This is a genomic window from Thalassospira indica, from assembly GCF_003403095.1.
In the GTDB taxonomy this organism is placed as follows: Bacteria; Pseudomonadota; Alphaproteobacteria; order Rhodospirillales; family Thalassospiraceae; genus Thalassospira; species Thalassospira indica.
The window spans coordinates 3,066,973-3,082,615 of record NZ_CP031555.1; the positions used below are offsets into that span (position 1 = coordinate 3,066,973).

General features: G+C 53.3%; 16 protein-coding genes and 1 tRNA gene. 8 read left to right on the plus strand and 9 right to left on the minus strand.

Features of this window, described 5'->3' with window-relative positions; genetic code table 11:
- The first annotated feature begins 12 nt into the window (after positions 1-12).
- From DY252_RS14510 to DY252_RS14525, 4 genes are all read left to right on the plus strand, one after another.
- Positions 13-1,023: a branched-chain amino acid ABC transporter permease gene (locus DY252_RS14510; protein WP_064789802.1), complete on the plus strand. Its 1,011-nt coding sequence runs from the start codon at positions 13-15 to the stop codon at positions 1,021-1,023.
- Positions 1,020-2,351, plus strand: a complete 1,332-nt coding sequence (locus tag DY252_RS14515) for a branched-chain amino acid ABC transporter permease (RefSeq protein WP_064789801.1) — start codon at positions 1,020-1,022, stop codon at positions 2,349-2,351. The genes DY252_RS14510 and DY252_RS14515 overlap by 4 nt, the downstream gene beginning before the upstream one ends.
- Positions 2,352-2,576: 225 nt before the next feature.
- Positions 2,577-3,488: a DMT family transporter gene (locus tag DY252_RS14520; protein ID WP_231959773.1), complete on the plus strand. Its 912-nt coding sequence runs from the start codon at positions 2,577-2,579 to the stop codon at positions 3,486-3,488.
- 142 nt (positions 3,489-3,630) lie between these two features.
- A complete protein-coding gene (locus tag DY252_RS14525) occupies positions 3,631-4,656 on the plus strand; it encodes a DMT family transporter (protein ID WP_174713882.1) in 1,026 nt (341 codons plus the stop codon).
- Positions 4,657-4,670: 14 nt separating this feature from the next.
- Here DY252_RS14525 and DY252_RS14530 read toward each other — a convergent pair whose 3' ends face one another.
- Together DY252_RS14530 and DY252_RS14535 are read right to left on the minus strand one after the other, a co-directional pair.
- Positions 4,671-5,129, minus strand: a complete 459-nt coding sequence (locus DY252_RS14530) for a GNAT family N-acetyltransferase (RefSeq protein ID WP_082923558.1) — start codon at positions 5,127-5,129, stop codon at positions 4,671-4,673.
- Positions 5,126-6,445 carry a diguanylate cyclase domain-containing protein gene (locus DY252_RS14535; RefSeq protein WP_064789800.1) on the minus strand — a complete coding sequence of 440 codons (1,320 nt, stop codon included), beginning with the start codon at positions 6,443-6,445 and terminating at the stop codon, positions 5,126-5,128. The genes DY252_RS14530 and DY252_RS14535 overlap by 4 nt, the downstream gene beginning before the upstream one ends.
- 205 nt (positions 6,446-6,650) lie before the next feature.
- Between DY252_RS14535 and DY252_RS14540 the strand changes: the two genes are divergently transcribed.
- Positions 6,651-6,839: a type II toxin-antitoxin system HicA family toxin gene (locus tag DY252_RS14540; protein WP_082923557.1), complete on the plus strand. Its 189-nt coding sequence runs from the start codon at positions 6,651-6,653 to the stop codon at positions 6,837-6,839.
- A 48-nt stretch (positions 6,840-6,887) separates the two neighbouring features.
- Positions 6,888-7,256, plus strand: a complete 369-nt coding sequence (locus DY252_RS14545) for a type II toxin-antitoxin system HicB family antitoxin (RefSeq protein ID WP_064789799.1) — start codon at positions 6,888-6,890, stop codon at positions 7,254-7,256.
- A gap of 40 nt (positions 7,257-7,296) precedes the next feature.
- On the opposite strand, the gene DY252_RS14550 is transcribed toward DY252_RS14545, so the two are convergent.
- Entirely contained in the window at positions 7,297-7,878 is a 582-nt protein-coding gene (locus tag DY252_RS14550; RefSeq protein WP_129542742.1) for a hypothetical protein, read from the minus strand.
- A gap of 917 nt (positions 7,879-8,795) precedes the next feature.
- Between DY252_RS14550 and DY252_RS14555 the strand changes: the two genes are divergently transcribed.
- Both DY252_RS14555 and DY252_RS14560 read left to right on the plus strand, forming a co-directional pair.
- Positions 8,796-9,773, plus strand: a complete 978-nt coding sequence (locus DY252_RS14555; RefSeq protein WP_082923555.1) for an MBL fold metallo-hydrolase — start codon at positions 8,796-8,798, stop codon at positions 9,771-9,773.
- Positions 9,774-9,876: 103 nt separating this feature from the next.
- Positions 9,877-10,503 carry a hypothetical protein gene (locus tag DY252_RS14560; protein ID WP_064789796.1) on the plus strand — a complete coding sequence of 209 codons (627 nt, stop codon included), beginning with the start codon at positions 9,877-9,879 and terminating at the stop codon, positions 10,501-10,503.
- Positions 10,504-10,642: 139 nt separating this feature from the next.
- Here the strand turns inward: DY252_RS14560 and DY252_RS14565 are convergent.
- The 6 genes from DY252_RS14565 to hscA all read right to left on the minus strand — a co-directional run bounded on the left by DY252_RS14565 (position 10,643) and on the right by hscA (position 15,635).
- Positions 10,643-10,719 (minus strand) — tRNA-Met (locus tag DY252_RS14565).
- Positions 10,720-10,902: 183 nt separating this feature from the next.
- A complete protein-coding gene (gene mnmA, locus DY252_RS14570; protein WP_064789795.1) occupies positions 10,903-12,048 on the minus strand; it encodes a tRNA 2-thiouridine(34) synthase MnmA in 1,146 nt (381 codons plus the stop codon).
- A 117-nt stretch (positions 12,049-12,165) separates the two neighbouring features.
- Complete coding sequence (gene tenA / locus DY252_RS14575; RefSeq protein WP_064789794.1) at positions 12,166-12,870, minus strand: thiaminase II; 705 nt, start codon at positions 12,868-12,870, stop codon at positions 12,166-12,168.
- 124 nt (positions 12,871-12,994) lie between these two features.
- Positions 12,995-13,192, minus strand: a complete 198-nt coding sequence (gene iscX, locus DY252_RS14580) for a Fe-S cluster assembly protein IscX (protein WP_008890653.1) — start codon at positions 13,190-13,192, stop codon at positions 12,995-12,997.
- Between the two features lie 54 nt (positions 13,193-13,246).
- Positions 13,247-13,582 (minus strand): ferredoxin family 2Fe-2S iron-sulfur cluster binding protein, encoded by a 336-nt coding sequence (locus DY252_RS14585; RefSeq protein ID WP_008890652.1) that lies wholly within the window; start codon positions 13,580-13,582, stop codon positions 13,247-13,249.
- Positions 13,583-13,736: 154 nt separating this feature from the next.
- Positions 13,737-15,635, minus strand: a complete 1,899-nt coding sequence (gene hscA, locus DY252_RS14590; RefSeq protein WP_064789793.1) for a Fe-S protein assembly chaperone HscA — start codon at positions 15,633-15,635, stop codon at positions 13,737-13,739.
- Positions 15,636-15,643: the final 8 nt, after the last annotated feature.

Genomic DNA, 15,643 nt, shown 5'->3' on the forward strand with positions numbered 1-15,643 from the left:
ATGGGGTATTGAATGGAAATCCTTAACGCACTTGCGCTGTTTGCCAATTTTGTGGTCGTTCCAGCGACTGCCTATGGTGCGCAGCTCGCCCTTGGGGCGCTTGGCGTCACACTTATTTTCGGCATTCTGCGGTTTGCCAACTTCGCACATGGCGAGTTGATGTCATTCGGGGCCATGATCACGATCCTGGTCACCTGGTTCCTGCAGAATATGGGTGTTTCTATCGCCCCGTTCCCGACCGCCCTTTTGGCCCTGCCAATTGGTGTTCTGGCGACAATCAGCATGGCCCTTGTGATGGATCGGATGGTTTTCCGGTTCTATCGCAAGCAACGCTCCAACCCGATTGTGTTTGCCATCGTTTCGGTCGGGGTGATGTTCCTGATTGCCGGTATCATCCGTATCGTCATTGGCCCGGCTGATCAAAGCTTTGCCGATGGGCAGCGCTTTATCATCGGCGCATTTGACAGCCGCAAGGCCCTTGGCGTTGATGAAGGCATTGCGATCAAACAAAGCCAGTTGATCACCGTGGTTGTTACGGCCGTCGTTGTGGCCTGGCTGTTCTGGTTCTTGCAAAAAACCCGTTCGGGCAAGGCAATGCGCGCCTATTCCGATGATGAGGATCTGGCACTGCTTTCGGGGATCAACCCGGAACGCGTTGTCATGATCTGCTGGGTCATTGCCGCCGCACTGGCCGCCATCGCCGGTACGCTTTATGGCCTTGATAAGACCTATAAGCCGTTCATCTTCTTGCAGATTTTGCTGCCGATCTTTGCTGCCACCATTCTGGGCGGCATCGGACAGCCGGTTGGCGCGATCCTTGGCGCGTTCATTGTTGCCTTTTCCGAGGTGACGGTAACCTATGCGTTCAAGAAGTTCCTTGCCTATCTCGGCCCGGCTGACTGGGCACCGGATGGGCTAGTGCAGTTGCTGTCGACGGATTACAAGTTTGCGGTCTCCTTCATCATTCTGGTCGCGGTTCTTCTGATCCGTCCGACCGGTATTATTCGTGGGAAAGTAATATGACGAAGAGAGTTGCGCTCCTATATGGCCTGATGTGCCTGGTGTTAATCGCGATCGGCTTTCTTCAAAGCTGGAACGTCGCCTTTGGCATCTTCAATCTTTGTGTGATCTCGGCCGTAATGGCGCTTGGCGTTAATATGCAGTGGGGCTATGCCGGGCTGTTCAATGTCGGTGTCATGGGCTTTACTGCCCTCGGTGGCCTTACCGCAGTTCTGGTCTCGATGCCGCCTGTGGGCGAAGCTTGGGCCGCTGCCGGTGGGGATATTGCCCTGTCCTTGCTGAGCCTTGCTGCGACCATCGTTGCGGTCATCTACGCCCGCCGCTTTGTGCACCCGGCATTGAAGCTTCCGGTCACGCTTGTTCTTTTGCTCGTAGGCTATTTCCTGATCGGGGTGTTCTTTGGACCGGCGACCGATGCGATTGAAAGTATCGATCCGGCACTTAGCGGTTATCTTGGTGGTGCGGGTTTGCCCGTGCTTGTCGCATGGCCGCTTGCCGGTCTGGTGGCCGCTGGTGCGGGCTGGCTGATCGGGCGTATCGCGCTTGGCCTTCGGGCAGATTATCTGGCGATTGCAACGCTTGGCATTTCCGAGATCATCATTGCGATCATCAAATACGAAGAGTGGTTGTCACGTGGCGTTAAAAACGTCACCGGCATTCCGCGCCCGGTGCCCTATGAGGTCGACCTGATCGAAAGCGAATGGTTCATCAATCTTGCGCACTTCTTTGGCGCGAACGAGGTTTCCGATGCCGCCGGCCTGTTCGTCAAGCTGTGCTATGCGGTGCTGTTTGTCGTCGTGCTGGCGATCATCATGTGGTTTGCCGAACGTGCACTGAAGTCCCCATGGGGCCGTATGATGCGCGCCATCCGTGACAACCGCGATGCGGCGGCCGCAATGGGCAAGGATGTCAAACGCCGCCATTTGCAGACCTTTGTTCTGGGCTGTGCGGTGTGCGGCATTGCCGGTGCGATGCTGACCACACTTGACGGTCAGTTGACACCGACCAGTTACATCCCGCTACGCTATACCTTCCTGATCTGGGTGATGGTGATCCTGGGTGGCTCGGGCAACAATTGGGGCTCGATCCTGGGTGGGTTCATCATCTGGTTCCTGTGGGTCGAGGCAGAGCCGTTTGGCAACTGGTTCATGTCAACGATCACCGCCCCGCTTGGCGATGATTCAGCATTGGCCCAGCATCTGGTCGCCGGTGCGGCCTATATGCGGTATCTGATGATGGGGGCGATCCTGTTGATTGTGATGCGGTTTGCGCCAAAGGGCTTGATCCCCGAGGCGACCAATCGATCAACAGCCATGACACGGTCTTCCTGACCAAGAATATCAAACAGGGGCGGATACGGTGCAGTATCCGCCCTTCGTCTTTTTATGCGTCGAACGTTCCCTGAAAATCAGAAAAACACCGCAAGAACGTGAAAGCCAGATGGCGCTTGTTGTGGCCTATTGGCAGGCACGGATGTGCCCCATTATATCCCAAAGCCCCTGATTGGTCCCCGCGCGCCACCAAATCTTTGCGCACGTGCTGTTTTGAAAGCCCCGATGATGACTGCCCTTTTATTCGTGATCGTCACCGCCTGCTGGGGATTTACCTGGTATGCAATCAAACTTCAGATCGGACCGATCCCGGTTGAAATTTCGATCTTCTATCGTTTTGCGCTGGCAGCAGCTGTGCTGTGCGGGTTCCTGTTGCTGACCCGCAAATGGCGGCCGGTGCCTTGGCAGGCCCATCCATGGATCGTGCTTTTGGGCTGCGGGCTTTTTGGCATCAACTTTATCCTGATGTATTCGGCAACCGGCTATATCGCCAGTGGCATTGTTGCCGTCATCTTCACCACCTCGACCATTTTCAACGCGCTGGGCAACTGGGCCTTTTATGGCAACCGCCCCGGTTTGCGCTTTGTCATTGGTGCGGCGTTTGGACTGGCTGGCATTGTCTGTTTGTTTGCCAATCAGATCTACGCCCTGTCGCATAATGCCGATGCGATCACTGGCATGCTGTTCGCGCTTGGCGGTACAGCGGTGTTTAGCTGCGGCAACATGGTATCGGTCAAGCTCAACCGCATGGGCATCCCCAACCGCGATGCGGTTGCGCGTGGCATGGTCTATGGCACCATCCTGCTGTTCATCTTTGCCATGCTGCGCGGCCAGACGCCGGTGATGCCGACAGAGCCGCTTTATATCGGTGGATTGCTGTACCTTGCCATTCCGGGATCGGTCGTGGCCTTTATCGCCTATCTGGCACTGGTCAACCGGGTTGGTGCGGGCCGCGCAGCCTATGTCACCGTCCTGTTCCCGGTTGTGGCCCTGACGGTCTCAACCTTCCTTGAAGGCTATGTCTGGACGCCAATTGGCGCGACCGGCCTTGCGATGGTGTTGCTGGGCAACATCACGATCTTTGCGCGGCTTCCAAAGTTCATTGGTATGAGGAATAAAACCCTCGCGGCGGAATAGGACACCTGATTGTCTGATGATTAAAACGGGGCCGCTTGGGCCCCGTTTTTTTTGATCCCACCTTCAGGTCCGAAACTGGCGAGCAGCAAAAAAACAATCCGCCTAATCTTCGTTGGTCACCAACAGATCGACGGAGCCTGCGATGCTGCCCCATGAAAACACCACACGTTTGATATCGCTTGATATGGAACTGTCTTCCCGCCCGAAACATCGCGGTATTGATGGCCAAAGAAACCTCTCTACCGCAGGTGGCTTGCAGCCCAAGCAACCGCCCACCCAACCAATGGACCGCGTCAGCTGGTTGATGCTGATCTCACTATCGATCCTGTGGGGCGGCTCGTTTTTCTTTACCGAAATCGCGCTTGGCGATCTGCCGCCCCTGACGCTTGTGCTCTGCCGGGTCTCGATTGCGACCATGGTTCTGTGGTGGGTGGTATTGTTACGCGATATTGCCATCCCGCGTGATCCGAAATTCTGGGCGGGCGTTGCCGTGATGGGCGGGCTTAACAACCTGATACCCTTTTGCCTGATTGTCTGGAGCCAGACACAAATCACCAGCAGCCTTGCCGCGATCCTGAATGCCACCACCCCGCTCTTCACCCTAGTGATTGCCCATATCGCGACAGACAGCGAGAAGCTCACCTTGCGCAAAATGATCGGTGTGCTGATCGGGTTTGGCGGCGTCATTGTGATTTTCGGCCTGCCGACATCGGCCAACAGCTTGGGCCTGCTTGCGCCGGGTGCCGTATTGCTTGCCGCGTTCAGCTATGGCTGTGCCGGGGTGTTTGGCAGACGTTTTGCCTCCACCCCGCCGATCCTGACCGCAGCCGGCATGACCAGCGCGTCGAGCCTCATGCTCCTGCCGCTGTCAATCATGATTGACCAGCCATGGCACCTGCCGGTTCCCACCACCAGCACCATCCTTGCCGTGCTCGGCTTTGCAACGCTCAGCACAGCACTCGCCTATATCCTTTATTTCGCGATCCTCAAGCGTGCCGGGGCAAGCAACCTGCTGCTTGTCACCTTCCTAATCCCGGTCAGTGCGATTTTGCTGGGGGTCGGCTTTCTGGGCGAAGTGCTTTTGGGGCAGCACATGATCGGAATGGTCGTGATTGGTGCTGGACTGGCGGTGATTGATGGGCGACTGGTGCGAAGGAAGAGCGGATAGCAGCCACTCAGCCCTCAATCCGCGAGCATCTGCTCATAAACCACCCAGTCTGAGGCGTTTGCGATCTGGTCATAAAGCCTGCGGGCGGTTGCGTTGTCTTCTGCGGTGATCCAGGTCAGTTTGAACCAGCCGCGATCACGGGCGACCTCGCCGAGCTTTGTCATCAGGCTATTTGCCACGCCCGCGCCGCGGGCCTCGGGGGCGACGAAAAGGTCGTCGAGATGGCCGAACCAGCTGCCGGTCAGGGTTTCGGGCACTGCACGGTATTGCGCAAGGCCGACAACCTGCCCATCCTTGACGGCCAACAAGCATTCCATGGGGCCATCAGGATCAATGATCCAGCCCCAGGTGGTGTCGAGTGCGGATTCAGAATCCACACAGCCATAAAACACCATATAGTCGCGAAACAAACCTTCCCAGGCATCCCGGTCATCACGGGTGGCGGGGCGTATTTCGATGTTATCGGTATTCAATCTGCCATCTCCCAACCGATGCGATAAAGGTTCGTGCCCTCTGCCTTGGCGGCATACATCGCCTGATCGGCAATATGGATCAGGGTATCAAGTGTTCTGGCATGTTCGGGATAAATCGCGATACCAATGCTGGCGCCGACGCGATAGCTGCCCTCCCCCAATTCCATCGGCGCGCCTATGGCACCAAGGATCTTGTCGGCAATACCATGGACCTCGGCATTGGTTTCAAGGTCCTCCAAAATAACCGTAAACTCGTCCCCCCCGATGCGGGCGACAGAGTCAGACGCCCGAACGGAATTGATCAACCGCTGCCCGGTATTGATCAGAATACTGTCACCCGCAGCATGGCCGAGTTTATCATTGATCGGTTTGAAGCCATCCAGATCGATAAACACCACCGCAACCCGCTTTTTGTTGCGCTTGGCGCGATCCATTGCCTTGCGCAGCCGGTCCTCGAAGATGATCCGGTTGGGCAACCGGGTCAGTGGGTCATGGAAAGCAAGGTTACGGATTTGATCGGTTTCGGCGCGTTCCTCGGTAATGTCGCGCACGACACCCATCATTTTGATGGTTTTGCCAGCCTTGTTTTTGGTGACATTACCCGTTTCACGCAGCCAGCGGATGGTGCCATCCGGCCAAACCACGCGGTACTCCTCGTCGTGGTTTTCGCCGGTTTCAATGCAGCGGATTTCACCTGCGCGCACGCGCTCCTTGTCGTCGGCATGCACCGCATCACAAAACAGGGAATAGGTCGGCGTCACCTCGCCCGGTTTATAGCCAAACATACCATAAATCGCGTCTGACCAATAAAGTTCGTCGGTATCCACGCGCCAGTCCCAGGTCCCGATGCGGGCAAAATACTGGCTTTGCTTGAAGCGTTGCTCTTCCTCGGTGGCGCCCGGCCGGATACGCGAAAGATCACGCACGATCAGCACGGTCTCGCGTCCGTCCCTCAGCGCCAATAGCGTCACCGTAACCGGAAAAGTCGAACCGCCCGCGCGAACGGCGTCGGTTCGGTATTCGATTTTTGGCTTTGCATCGCCGCTGATGGAAAAGCCCGGCAGTAGGTCGGCAAGATTAAGCCCTGAAACCTCTTCCCCCGTCCGGCCAAACATTGCTGTGGCGGCTGCGTTAAGATGCTGCACAGAACCATCCGCGCCAAGCGTCACGATACCGTCGGAAATCTTCGCCATCACGGCATCAGAAAGGTCTTGGCGCGCCCGTTCGCGCCTGCGCAAACGGGCCGCATAGACCCACGCAACAACGGCAATGATGGCAAGGAATAGGGGAATAAAAAAATGAACGGCGTCAGGCATCGGTAGGCGTGGGCTTCCCAAACAGAGTGTAGCTCTGATTATATCTATACGCTGGTAGGATGGGAAGGCTGCATACCGATGAAGTTGCTCGTTTCATGGAGTTCAAAGTAATAAAACAATCACACATAGTGCGCATTATGCGCATATAAATTGACACCGCCACGACAAATACGCATAATGCGCATATAAGTAACGAAAGGGGGCCATGGATAGCAGGGAAATACTCAAACGGCTGAAAGATGATGGCTGGGAAATCGTTCGCACGAAAGGCAGTCACCATCAGCTAACGCACCCGACAAAACCGGGGCGCGTGACAGTGCCACACCCCAAGCGGGATATCCCAAAGGGCACAGTAAAAAGCATTGAAAGGCAATCGGGTATAAAGCTGCTGTAAATGGCTTTCCGATTCCTGACGAACACAGGAAAACAGGATTGCAACAGAATGAAACAGACCTATTGGGGTTTGGTCCACACTGACGATGATAGCGGCTTCGGGATTTCCTTTCCGGATTTCCCTGGTTGCGTCTCTGCTGCTGATACAATGACGGAATTGGTGGAGTTGGGCACAGAGGCCCTTAACTTCCACATCGAAGGCATGCATGCCGATGGCGAAGACATCCCGACCCCCTCGCCGGTTGTCGAGCTTGAAGACGGTGCCGTCGGTATTGTCGCCATTACCGCGACCATTCCGGGGAAAAAGCGCCGGATCAACCTGACCCTTGATGCGAACCTGATTGATTTGATTGAAGCGAAATACGGCAAGCGCGCGGTTTCGAGCTTCCTTGAGGAGGCTGGGCGGAAGGCGCTTTAACCGTTGAGGCAAAAGGGGGACTGCTCCCTTTTCTTGAAATTCACGTCTTTGTAATCTTTGGGATTGGATTATGTTTCGGTATCAAATTCGGGCTTTGTTCATTAATTGATTTTCCGAGAATCTCAGAAATTGCATTCTGAATGTTATCCAAAGCCTCAGGGGCATCAGCAAAACCACTTAGAATTGTTGAAACGATAACAAGAGCACCGATTATCTTTTTCCATGAAGGAGTGCCAGAAGATAAATCGACTTTGGTCGCCTCTAAATAACTAACAATCCTATCCCTAATATCTTGATTTATGCGATAATCTTCAGAAACAAGTATTATCGACATATCAATTTTCTTCAGCACACTTTCAATATCTATATTTTGTGGTTTAAAAGATTCATTACCACCAAAGTATTTTCTTGAATACAAGTCATCCAAATCACTCACAGCCGCAATCAATCTGTGCATGCCAACAAGCAAAGAAGACAAAGAAACGTCTTCTTCGTTAAAAATAAACACACCTTTTCTCGAAAAAATATTAGGAATTAGATACCTTATTGTATCCATGAAAGTATCAATAAAACTGAAAGCAAATCTCCTAAATGCTAAATCACGCTGGTTCTTCATATCCATCACACGCAATCCAACAGAGATTTTACTTATACCCCTAGAAATGTCACCTTCTGACACTACAGAATTGATTCGCTCATGAATGCTCTGATCAATAAACTTCGACAAGCGAATTACGGCAAAAAGTTTATTCTCAAATTCTTCCAGATTTTTTTTTTAATATCTTCGTATCTTTCCCACCCACGCATCCCAAGCGCACTAGAATATTTCAACTCAACTTCACGCGCCGCAAGTTCCGACAGAAACAATTCAATTCTCTTCATTGAATCAATGAAGCTATCAAGTTCATAAAACTCCATAGGCCACCATTCATCATCAAGGAAACACTAATAAAACCTTATCAATCATATAAACCTAACAACACTTAAAATTGAAAATGAAAGTTGGGCCCAGTTCATTTTAGCCGCATGATGAGTAGGAAGCTGAAGCTTGCAAAGCTGATTTTGCAGGCTTGATTAATTGATAACCAAGGAGGGAATTGTAAAAATCAGCCTTTGGGCTGCTTTTTATCCTGGGACGAAGCCCGGCGGACCATCGCACGATGTGCGATATCTCTCGAAAGCTGCGTGCCTCGCTTTCTCGCGAACCCTTGTTCTTTTCTGGGGGGCTAGCCCAATCCAAGGATACAAATGAAATAAGCCTTGCACCGTCAGGTGCAGGGCTTATTTAATTGGTAGCCGAGGACCCCTACCAACGAGGCAGTCTCCCACGAATTCTCATATGTATTTCTTGTTAATCAATGACTTACGAGAATTTATTTCTTGAACGCTACCCAGCCCCGCTACCAATACCCTACTTTTTCTTATGTCTATCCGAACTGTTTACACGGCAGTACATCAATACAAATTTTCAACTTGTGAGTTTTATCCAGCAACTTTAGCATAACCTAAGATTGCTCAGGTAAATTACAGGGTGCTTTGATGGCAGATTTTTGCGAAATCGATTTTCATCATATTGGTTCAAAGAAGAGTGGTGACGCAATATCCATGCGAGAGTGCATTGGTGAGCAAACTACGATCTATGTTGTAGATGCTGGTTATCAAGACACCGGCAAGAGCATGGTGGAAAACATCCGGGAGTATTATGGTCGACCAACAACAATTGATCACGTAGTTGTTTCTCATCCTGATGGCGACCATGCTGGCGGAATAAGGAGTATTCTAGAGTCGTTTGAAATCGGTACTCTTTGGATGCTGAGGCCGTGGGAATATACTCAAGACCTAATTCAGCATTTTCAAAGTCGGAATGACGTCGCAAGGTTAACTAACCACTTGAAATCATTGTATCCAAATATTGCGGCACTAGAAGAAATCGCATTAGAAAGACACATTCCAATTGCCGAGCCTTTTCAAGGCACACAGATTGGTAGCTTTACGGTCACTTCGCCAACCTATGATCACTTTATTGATTGCGTTGTGAATTCGAAGAGAACCCCTGAGTCTATGCAGGGGATCAAGTCCGTTGCCGACGAACTTGGAGAGGTACTTAAATCAATAATTGCATTCGTTACCGCAGGATGGGGTGCCGAAAAGTTCTCTGAGGAAGACACATCAACTGAGAACGAGATGAGCGTCGTGCAATATGCAAACATTTTGGATAAGAAGGTTCTGCTAACAGCCGACACCGGTAGGAAGGGATTATCAGACTCCATTGATTTCCTTAAAGAAATAGGCGTCCCTTTACCGGGTTTAGATAAGTTTCAGATACCTCATCACGGATCACGACGGAATATCAACTCCGACCTGTTCGACGAATTGGTTGGACCAAAACTGTCCGATCAACCAGACGAGAGCCCTCGGCTGTTTACAGCGTTGATTTCCGCCTCTGATGAAGACAAAGACCACCCTCGAAATGTTGTCATCAGAGCTATTCACCATAGAGGGGGTTCATTTCAATGAATGGCTCATACGGTTTTCGAACTTTGATAGGTAATGCACCTAAGCGACCTGGATGGAGCGCACTGGAACAAGTTCCATACCCGACCGACATGGAAGACTAGGCATGCCAATATCGCTGAAACAGCAAAACGTCTTGCTTCTGGCGCCGCTGATAATTGTACACGTGCTAACGATGGCGGCTTGGGCAAATTTTCATCCCATTTGGGCCGGTGACCTGCTCGCGACCTTGCATTCCAAGCATTCGATTTCAACTGCGGCTTTGTCAGGAATCGCAGCGACAATTTTAACGGGCATTATTCCTGCCGAAGTGAAAAGCATTTTCGTTTTCTGGAGAATAAAGCACCCCCTCCCCGGGTGCCGAGCGTTCAGCGTGCATATAAAAAACGACGCTCGCATTTCAGAAAAAACTTGGAAGGCTCGACTGGGAGAGTTTCCAGTGGAACCTAAAGATCAAAACGCCACTTGGTATAGAATCTACTCATCAGTCCGAGATGCGCCATCAGTCAAAAGCGTCCACAAGAACTATCTTTTCTGCAGAGATCTGACCGCAATAAATCTCATTTTTCTTGTGTTAAGCGTCCCAGTTGGTGCGTATTTTTTGGATACGGTCGAGGAGCAAGCCCTCACAACGTCGACCTATCTAGCTATTTATTTTTTTGTCGCACTAGCGGCACAAAACTACGGGAAGCGAATGGTTACAACTGTTTTCGCAACTGCGCAGGAACAATAGATGTAAAGATAGTGCCGCTACGGCTTACCTGCTGTAGCAGTGTTATCAACATGAAAAATTACGCAAAAAGGAGTATTGGTAGCGGCCTAAAATGAAAAACCGCTGCAAATCATTGATTTACAACGGTTTTTTAATTTTGTGGTAGCCGAGGAGGGACTTGAACCCCCGACACGCGGATTATGATTCCGCTGCTCTAACCAGCTGAGCTACTCGGCCACAAGGAATTTTGTGGTGTTCCGGTGCGCTTGGAACGAGGCGGTTTTTAAGTCAGGGAGCCGTCCCCGTCAAGCGCCTTTTTGACGATTTTGTCAAAAAACATCTTAGTAAAACTTCTGGTAAAACTGGCGGGCGAGGAACATGTGCCCTCGCCCGTCCTATTCGTTCATCGGGCAATCCCGATCAGGCGGCGCTTGCCGTGTTGCCAATCAGCTCTTCGCGGGTGATCCAGCCACCACCAAGGACGCGTTCGCCCTGATAGAATACACCCGCCTGCCCCGGTGCGATGCCAAACTGGGCATCGTGCAGTTCAATGCGGGCTTCGCCACTGGCTTCGGGGAAGATGGTTGCCGTGGTCGGCTGCATGGCCGAGCGCAATTTGACTTCGACCTCAACCCCGTTTTCATCGATTTGATCGCCATCAAGCCAGTTCAGCTCGCGGACATAGACCAGTTTCTTGGCAAGGGCCGCCTTCGGACCAACAATGACCTGACGCTTTTCGGGCGAGAGTTTGACGACATATAGCGGTTCTGCCGTGCCCCCGATATTAAGCCCACGGCGCTGGCCGACCGTGTAATGGATCAGGCCGCGATGATCGCCGAGTACATTGCCATCAAGGTCAACGATCTCGCCCGGTTCGCCGGCCTCGGGACGGAGTTTTTCGACCAGACGGGCATATTTGCCATCCGGGACAAAGCAGATGTCCTGACTGTCGGGCTTGTCGGCGACTTCAAGGCCGTATTTGGCGGCAAGCGCGCGGGTTTCTGCCTTGCTGGTCAAATGGCCCAGCGGGAAGCGCAGGAAATCGAGCTGTTCCTGGGTGGTGGTGAACAGGAAGTAGCTTTGATCACGGTTTGGATCGGCTGCGCGGTGCAGTTCGGCCCGGCCATTGGCGCCCAGTTTCCGCTGCACATAATGGCCGGTCGCCATGCAATCCGCCCCAAGGTCATAAGACGTTTCAAGCAGATCGCGGAATTTGACGGTCTGATTGCATTTGACGCACGGGATCGGGGTTTCGCCGCGCATATAGCTGTCGGCAAAATCATCGATCACTTCTTCGCGGAAGCGTGATTCGTAATCGAGCACGTAATAGGGAATGTCGATATCCTCGGCCACCTTGCGCGCATCATAAATATCGCGCCCGGCACAACAGGATTTCGCACGGGTCGGGGCATTGGCCCCCATATCATAAAGCTGAAGCGTGATGCCCACCACGTCATAGCCTTCTGATTTCAGAAGGGCTGCAACGGCAGAGCTATCCACCCCGCCCGACATGGCGACAACCACGCGGGTATCTTCCGGGGCTTTATCAAAGCCAAGAGAGTTCATTTTTCCCACCCATCTGCGGGTCAAGGCCGCAGCGACAAGAAGTTAATCCAAAAAGGCAACGGGCGGCATTTCCGCCACCCGCACGTCATTCTTCGAGCTTATATAGGCGATATTGGCCTATTTTGCCAGATCAAGTCCCATCTGCCAGAAATCGGCTTCAAGGCGGCTTGCCATGGTAAAGGTTTCAACCAGCCCTTCAAGGCGGCGATGACCGCCACGGGTGGCCACGGTGTGTTCAAGCAACTCGATCTCGGCCTTTGCCACGTCCTGGAATTCTTCGGACGCGTACATTTCAATCCATGCCCGGTATGGATTGCCTTCAAGCCTTGTATCAGAACTTGCCATCAAACGGTTTGCGATTTCGGCATAGCCCACCATACAGGGCATCAGGGCAACCTGAAGGTCCACTACATCGCCCTGATGGCCACGATCAAGCACATAACGGGTATAAGCGACACAGGCGCGTGCCTCGGGATGGGCGACGATATCGGCCTCGGACAGGCCCCATCCTTTGCAGAAATCAAGATGCAGGCTCATTTCCATATCAAGGATGGCATGCACGGTACCGGAAAATGCGCGCATGGCATGCAGGTCTTCGGCCTTATAGACCGCGAGTGCATAGGCGCGCGAAAACTGGATCAGGAACAGGTAATCCTGAATGAGGTAATGCTTGAATGCGGCTTCTGGCAGGGTGCCATTGCCAAGCTGTTTGACGAAGTCATGACAGACATAGCGTTGCCAGGATTCGGGCGCGCAGGTACGCAATTTACCAAACAGGCTGTTGACCGGGATGATGTCGGTGAAGGTGGCGGGTTGACCCATGATGGTGCTTTCCCTTTTTCTTCTGTTTGCTCAAACAAAAACGGACCAGCCCGCATTTTGCAGGCCGGTCCGGTATTTCGTGATCAGGGTGCAGGCCGGTTGGCGCACATCACACTCATCAAAATCAGTCGTCGCGCTCGTCGATCCAGGCCATCTGGATGGCTTCGAGAATCTTCTCGTTCGACTTCGAAGGATCATCTTCAAAACCTTCAAGCTCGGTGACCCATTTATGCAGGTCGGTAAAGCGAAGGTTGAGGTTGTCCTTGTCCGGATGGGCTTCTTCAAGCTCGATCGCGATGTCCTGAATGTCTGTCCAACGCATATCCGTCTCCTTTGACACCGGGCGGCAATGCGCCCGGTCAGCAGAAGGTGAAACTTACTTGTCGACCATCATGTTGCGGGTCGCGGACGGAAGTTTGACACGCAGACCGTCGAGCTCGTCGCTCATGATGATCTGGCAGCCAAGACGCGAGGTCTCGGTCAGGCCAAAGGCAAGGTCAAGCATGTCTTCTTCGTCTTCGGACGGTTCATCAAGCTTGTCAAACCAGTCATCTTCAAGAATGACGTGGCAGGTCGAACATGCCAGCGAACCTTCGCAAGCACCTTCAAGGTCAATGCCGTTCTTGTGGGCAGCTTCCAGAACAGACAGGCCGTCGGCTACTTCGAATTCCTTTTCGGTGCCATCCGGCTCGACAAAAACGATCTTAGGCATTTGTGCCTTTCTCCTCGGTAATACTTTTCGTTCGATCTCTGTTTATGCGCCCCGCGATACGGGTCGCTTATCCGGCCTGACCTTGGCGGTTGTCGGGGACAATCGCCGCAGTTCGCCGGTTTGTCAATTCCACCGGTGTCGATTAATTCACTTCCTAGTGAACTTCATCGACATTTTGCCCGGCAAGTGCCTGGCGGATCCGGCTATCCATACGGGCCTCGGCAAACGGGCGGGATGCATTTTCAAGCGCCTCGGCGGCGTCATTGATCGCATCGCGGTTATCGCCTGCGGCGGCCGTTTCAAGATTGGCAATGGCCTGTTTGATGTTGGTCTCGTCTTCCTTGGTCAGAAGCGCACGGTCAGCCTCCATCGCGGCATTGACCGCCAGGATGTTGCGACGTGCTTCGACGCGTGCCTCGGTCAGGACACGCATTTCCATGTCTTCGCGGGCATGAACCATGCTATCGCGCAGCATGGTCGCCATGTCAGACTCATTGATGCCATAGGTCGGCTTGACCGCGACTTCCTGTTCAGTACCCGTGGTTTCTTCGCGCGCCGAGACGGTCAAAAGACCATCGGCATCGACATTGAACTGAACGCGAATGCGCGCAGCCCCTGCGGCCATTGACGGAATACCGGTCAGGGCAAAGCGCGCGAGCGAGCGGCACTGATCAACCATTTCGCGTTCGCCCTGCACCACATGGATCATCATGGCCGACTGACCATCCTGATAGGTGGTAAATTCCTGTGCCTTGGACACCGGGATCGGTGTGTTGCGGTCAATGACCTTTTCAACAATCCCGCCCATGGTTTCCAAGCCCAGCGACAGCGGCGTCACATCAAGCAGAAGGTTGTCCGAGCCGCCTGTCAAAGCCTCTGCCTGAAGGGCGGCACCAAGGGCAACGACTTCGTCCGGGTCGATGTCCGACAGCGGTTCCTGTTCAAACAGATCGGCCACGGCCTTGCGCACGGCGGGCACACGGGTGGAGCCACCGACCAGAACGACACCCTTGACGTCTTCGGGCAGGACATCGGCGTCATCAAGAACCTGTTCGGTGATCGCGGCCGTGCGCGCGACCAGTTTGGCGATCATCGCATCGAACTGATCGCGCGTTACGGTGTGTTTGGTTTCCGTGCCATTGAGTGCAACGGTCACTTCGACGCTGTCCTGATCGGTCAGGCTTTCCTTGACGGTGCGGGCCGTTTTCAACAGGCGTTTGGCGTCCGACGCATCAAGGTCATCGGTTGCACCACCATCCTTGCGTGCGGCCAGAAGATGTTCGGCAATGGCGTGATCGAAATCATCGCCACCAAGGGCGGCATCCCCACCGGTCGCCTTCACCTGGAAGACGCCCTTTTGCATTTTAAGCAGCGAGATATCAAACGTCCCGCCACCAAGGTCATAGACGGCATAAAGCCCCTCTGCCCCGTTATCGAGGCCATAGGCAAGGGCAGCTGCGGTTGGTTCATTGACCAGACGCAGGACTTCGATCCCGGCCAGCTTGGCGGCATCCTTGGTCGCGGTGCGCGCACCATCATCAAAATAGGCAGGCACCGTGATCACGGCCTTTTCGACCGGCTTATCAAGGCTTTCTTCCGCACGTGCGCGCAAGGCACGCAGAATATCGGCCGATACTTCAACCGGGGTCAGAACACGATTACCAACGTTCAGGCGGACCATCATCGGCTCGCCGTTTTCGGTTTCAGATTTTTCCGGCACTTCGACGTGATAAGGCAGCGTGCCGGCAACCGATTTGACGTCTTCCAGACCACGGCCCATCAGACGTTTGACCGATGAAACCACGCGGCTGGCATCGGTATTGATCTGATCACGTGCGGCTTCGCCAACCACCGGTGTGTCATCGCCGTAATAGACGACAGACGGGACAATCGCATTGCCACCGGATTTATCGCGGAGCACTTCGGGCTTTTCCGAGTTCGAAATCGCAACCACCGAGTTGGTGGTGCCAAGGTCGATCCCGACAGCGATCTGACGTTCTTCCTCGTGCGGGAGGGGTGTTTCGCCGGGTTCGTGGATTTTTAGCAGGGCCATCTTTACGT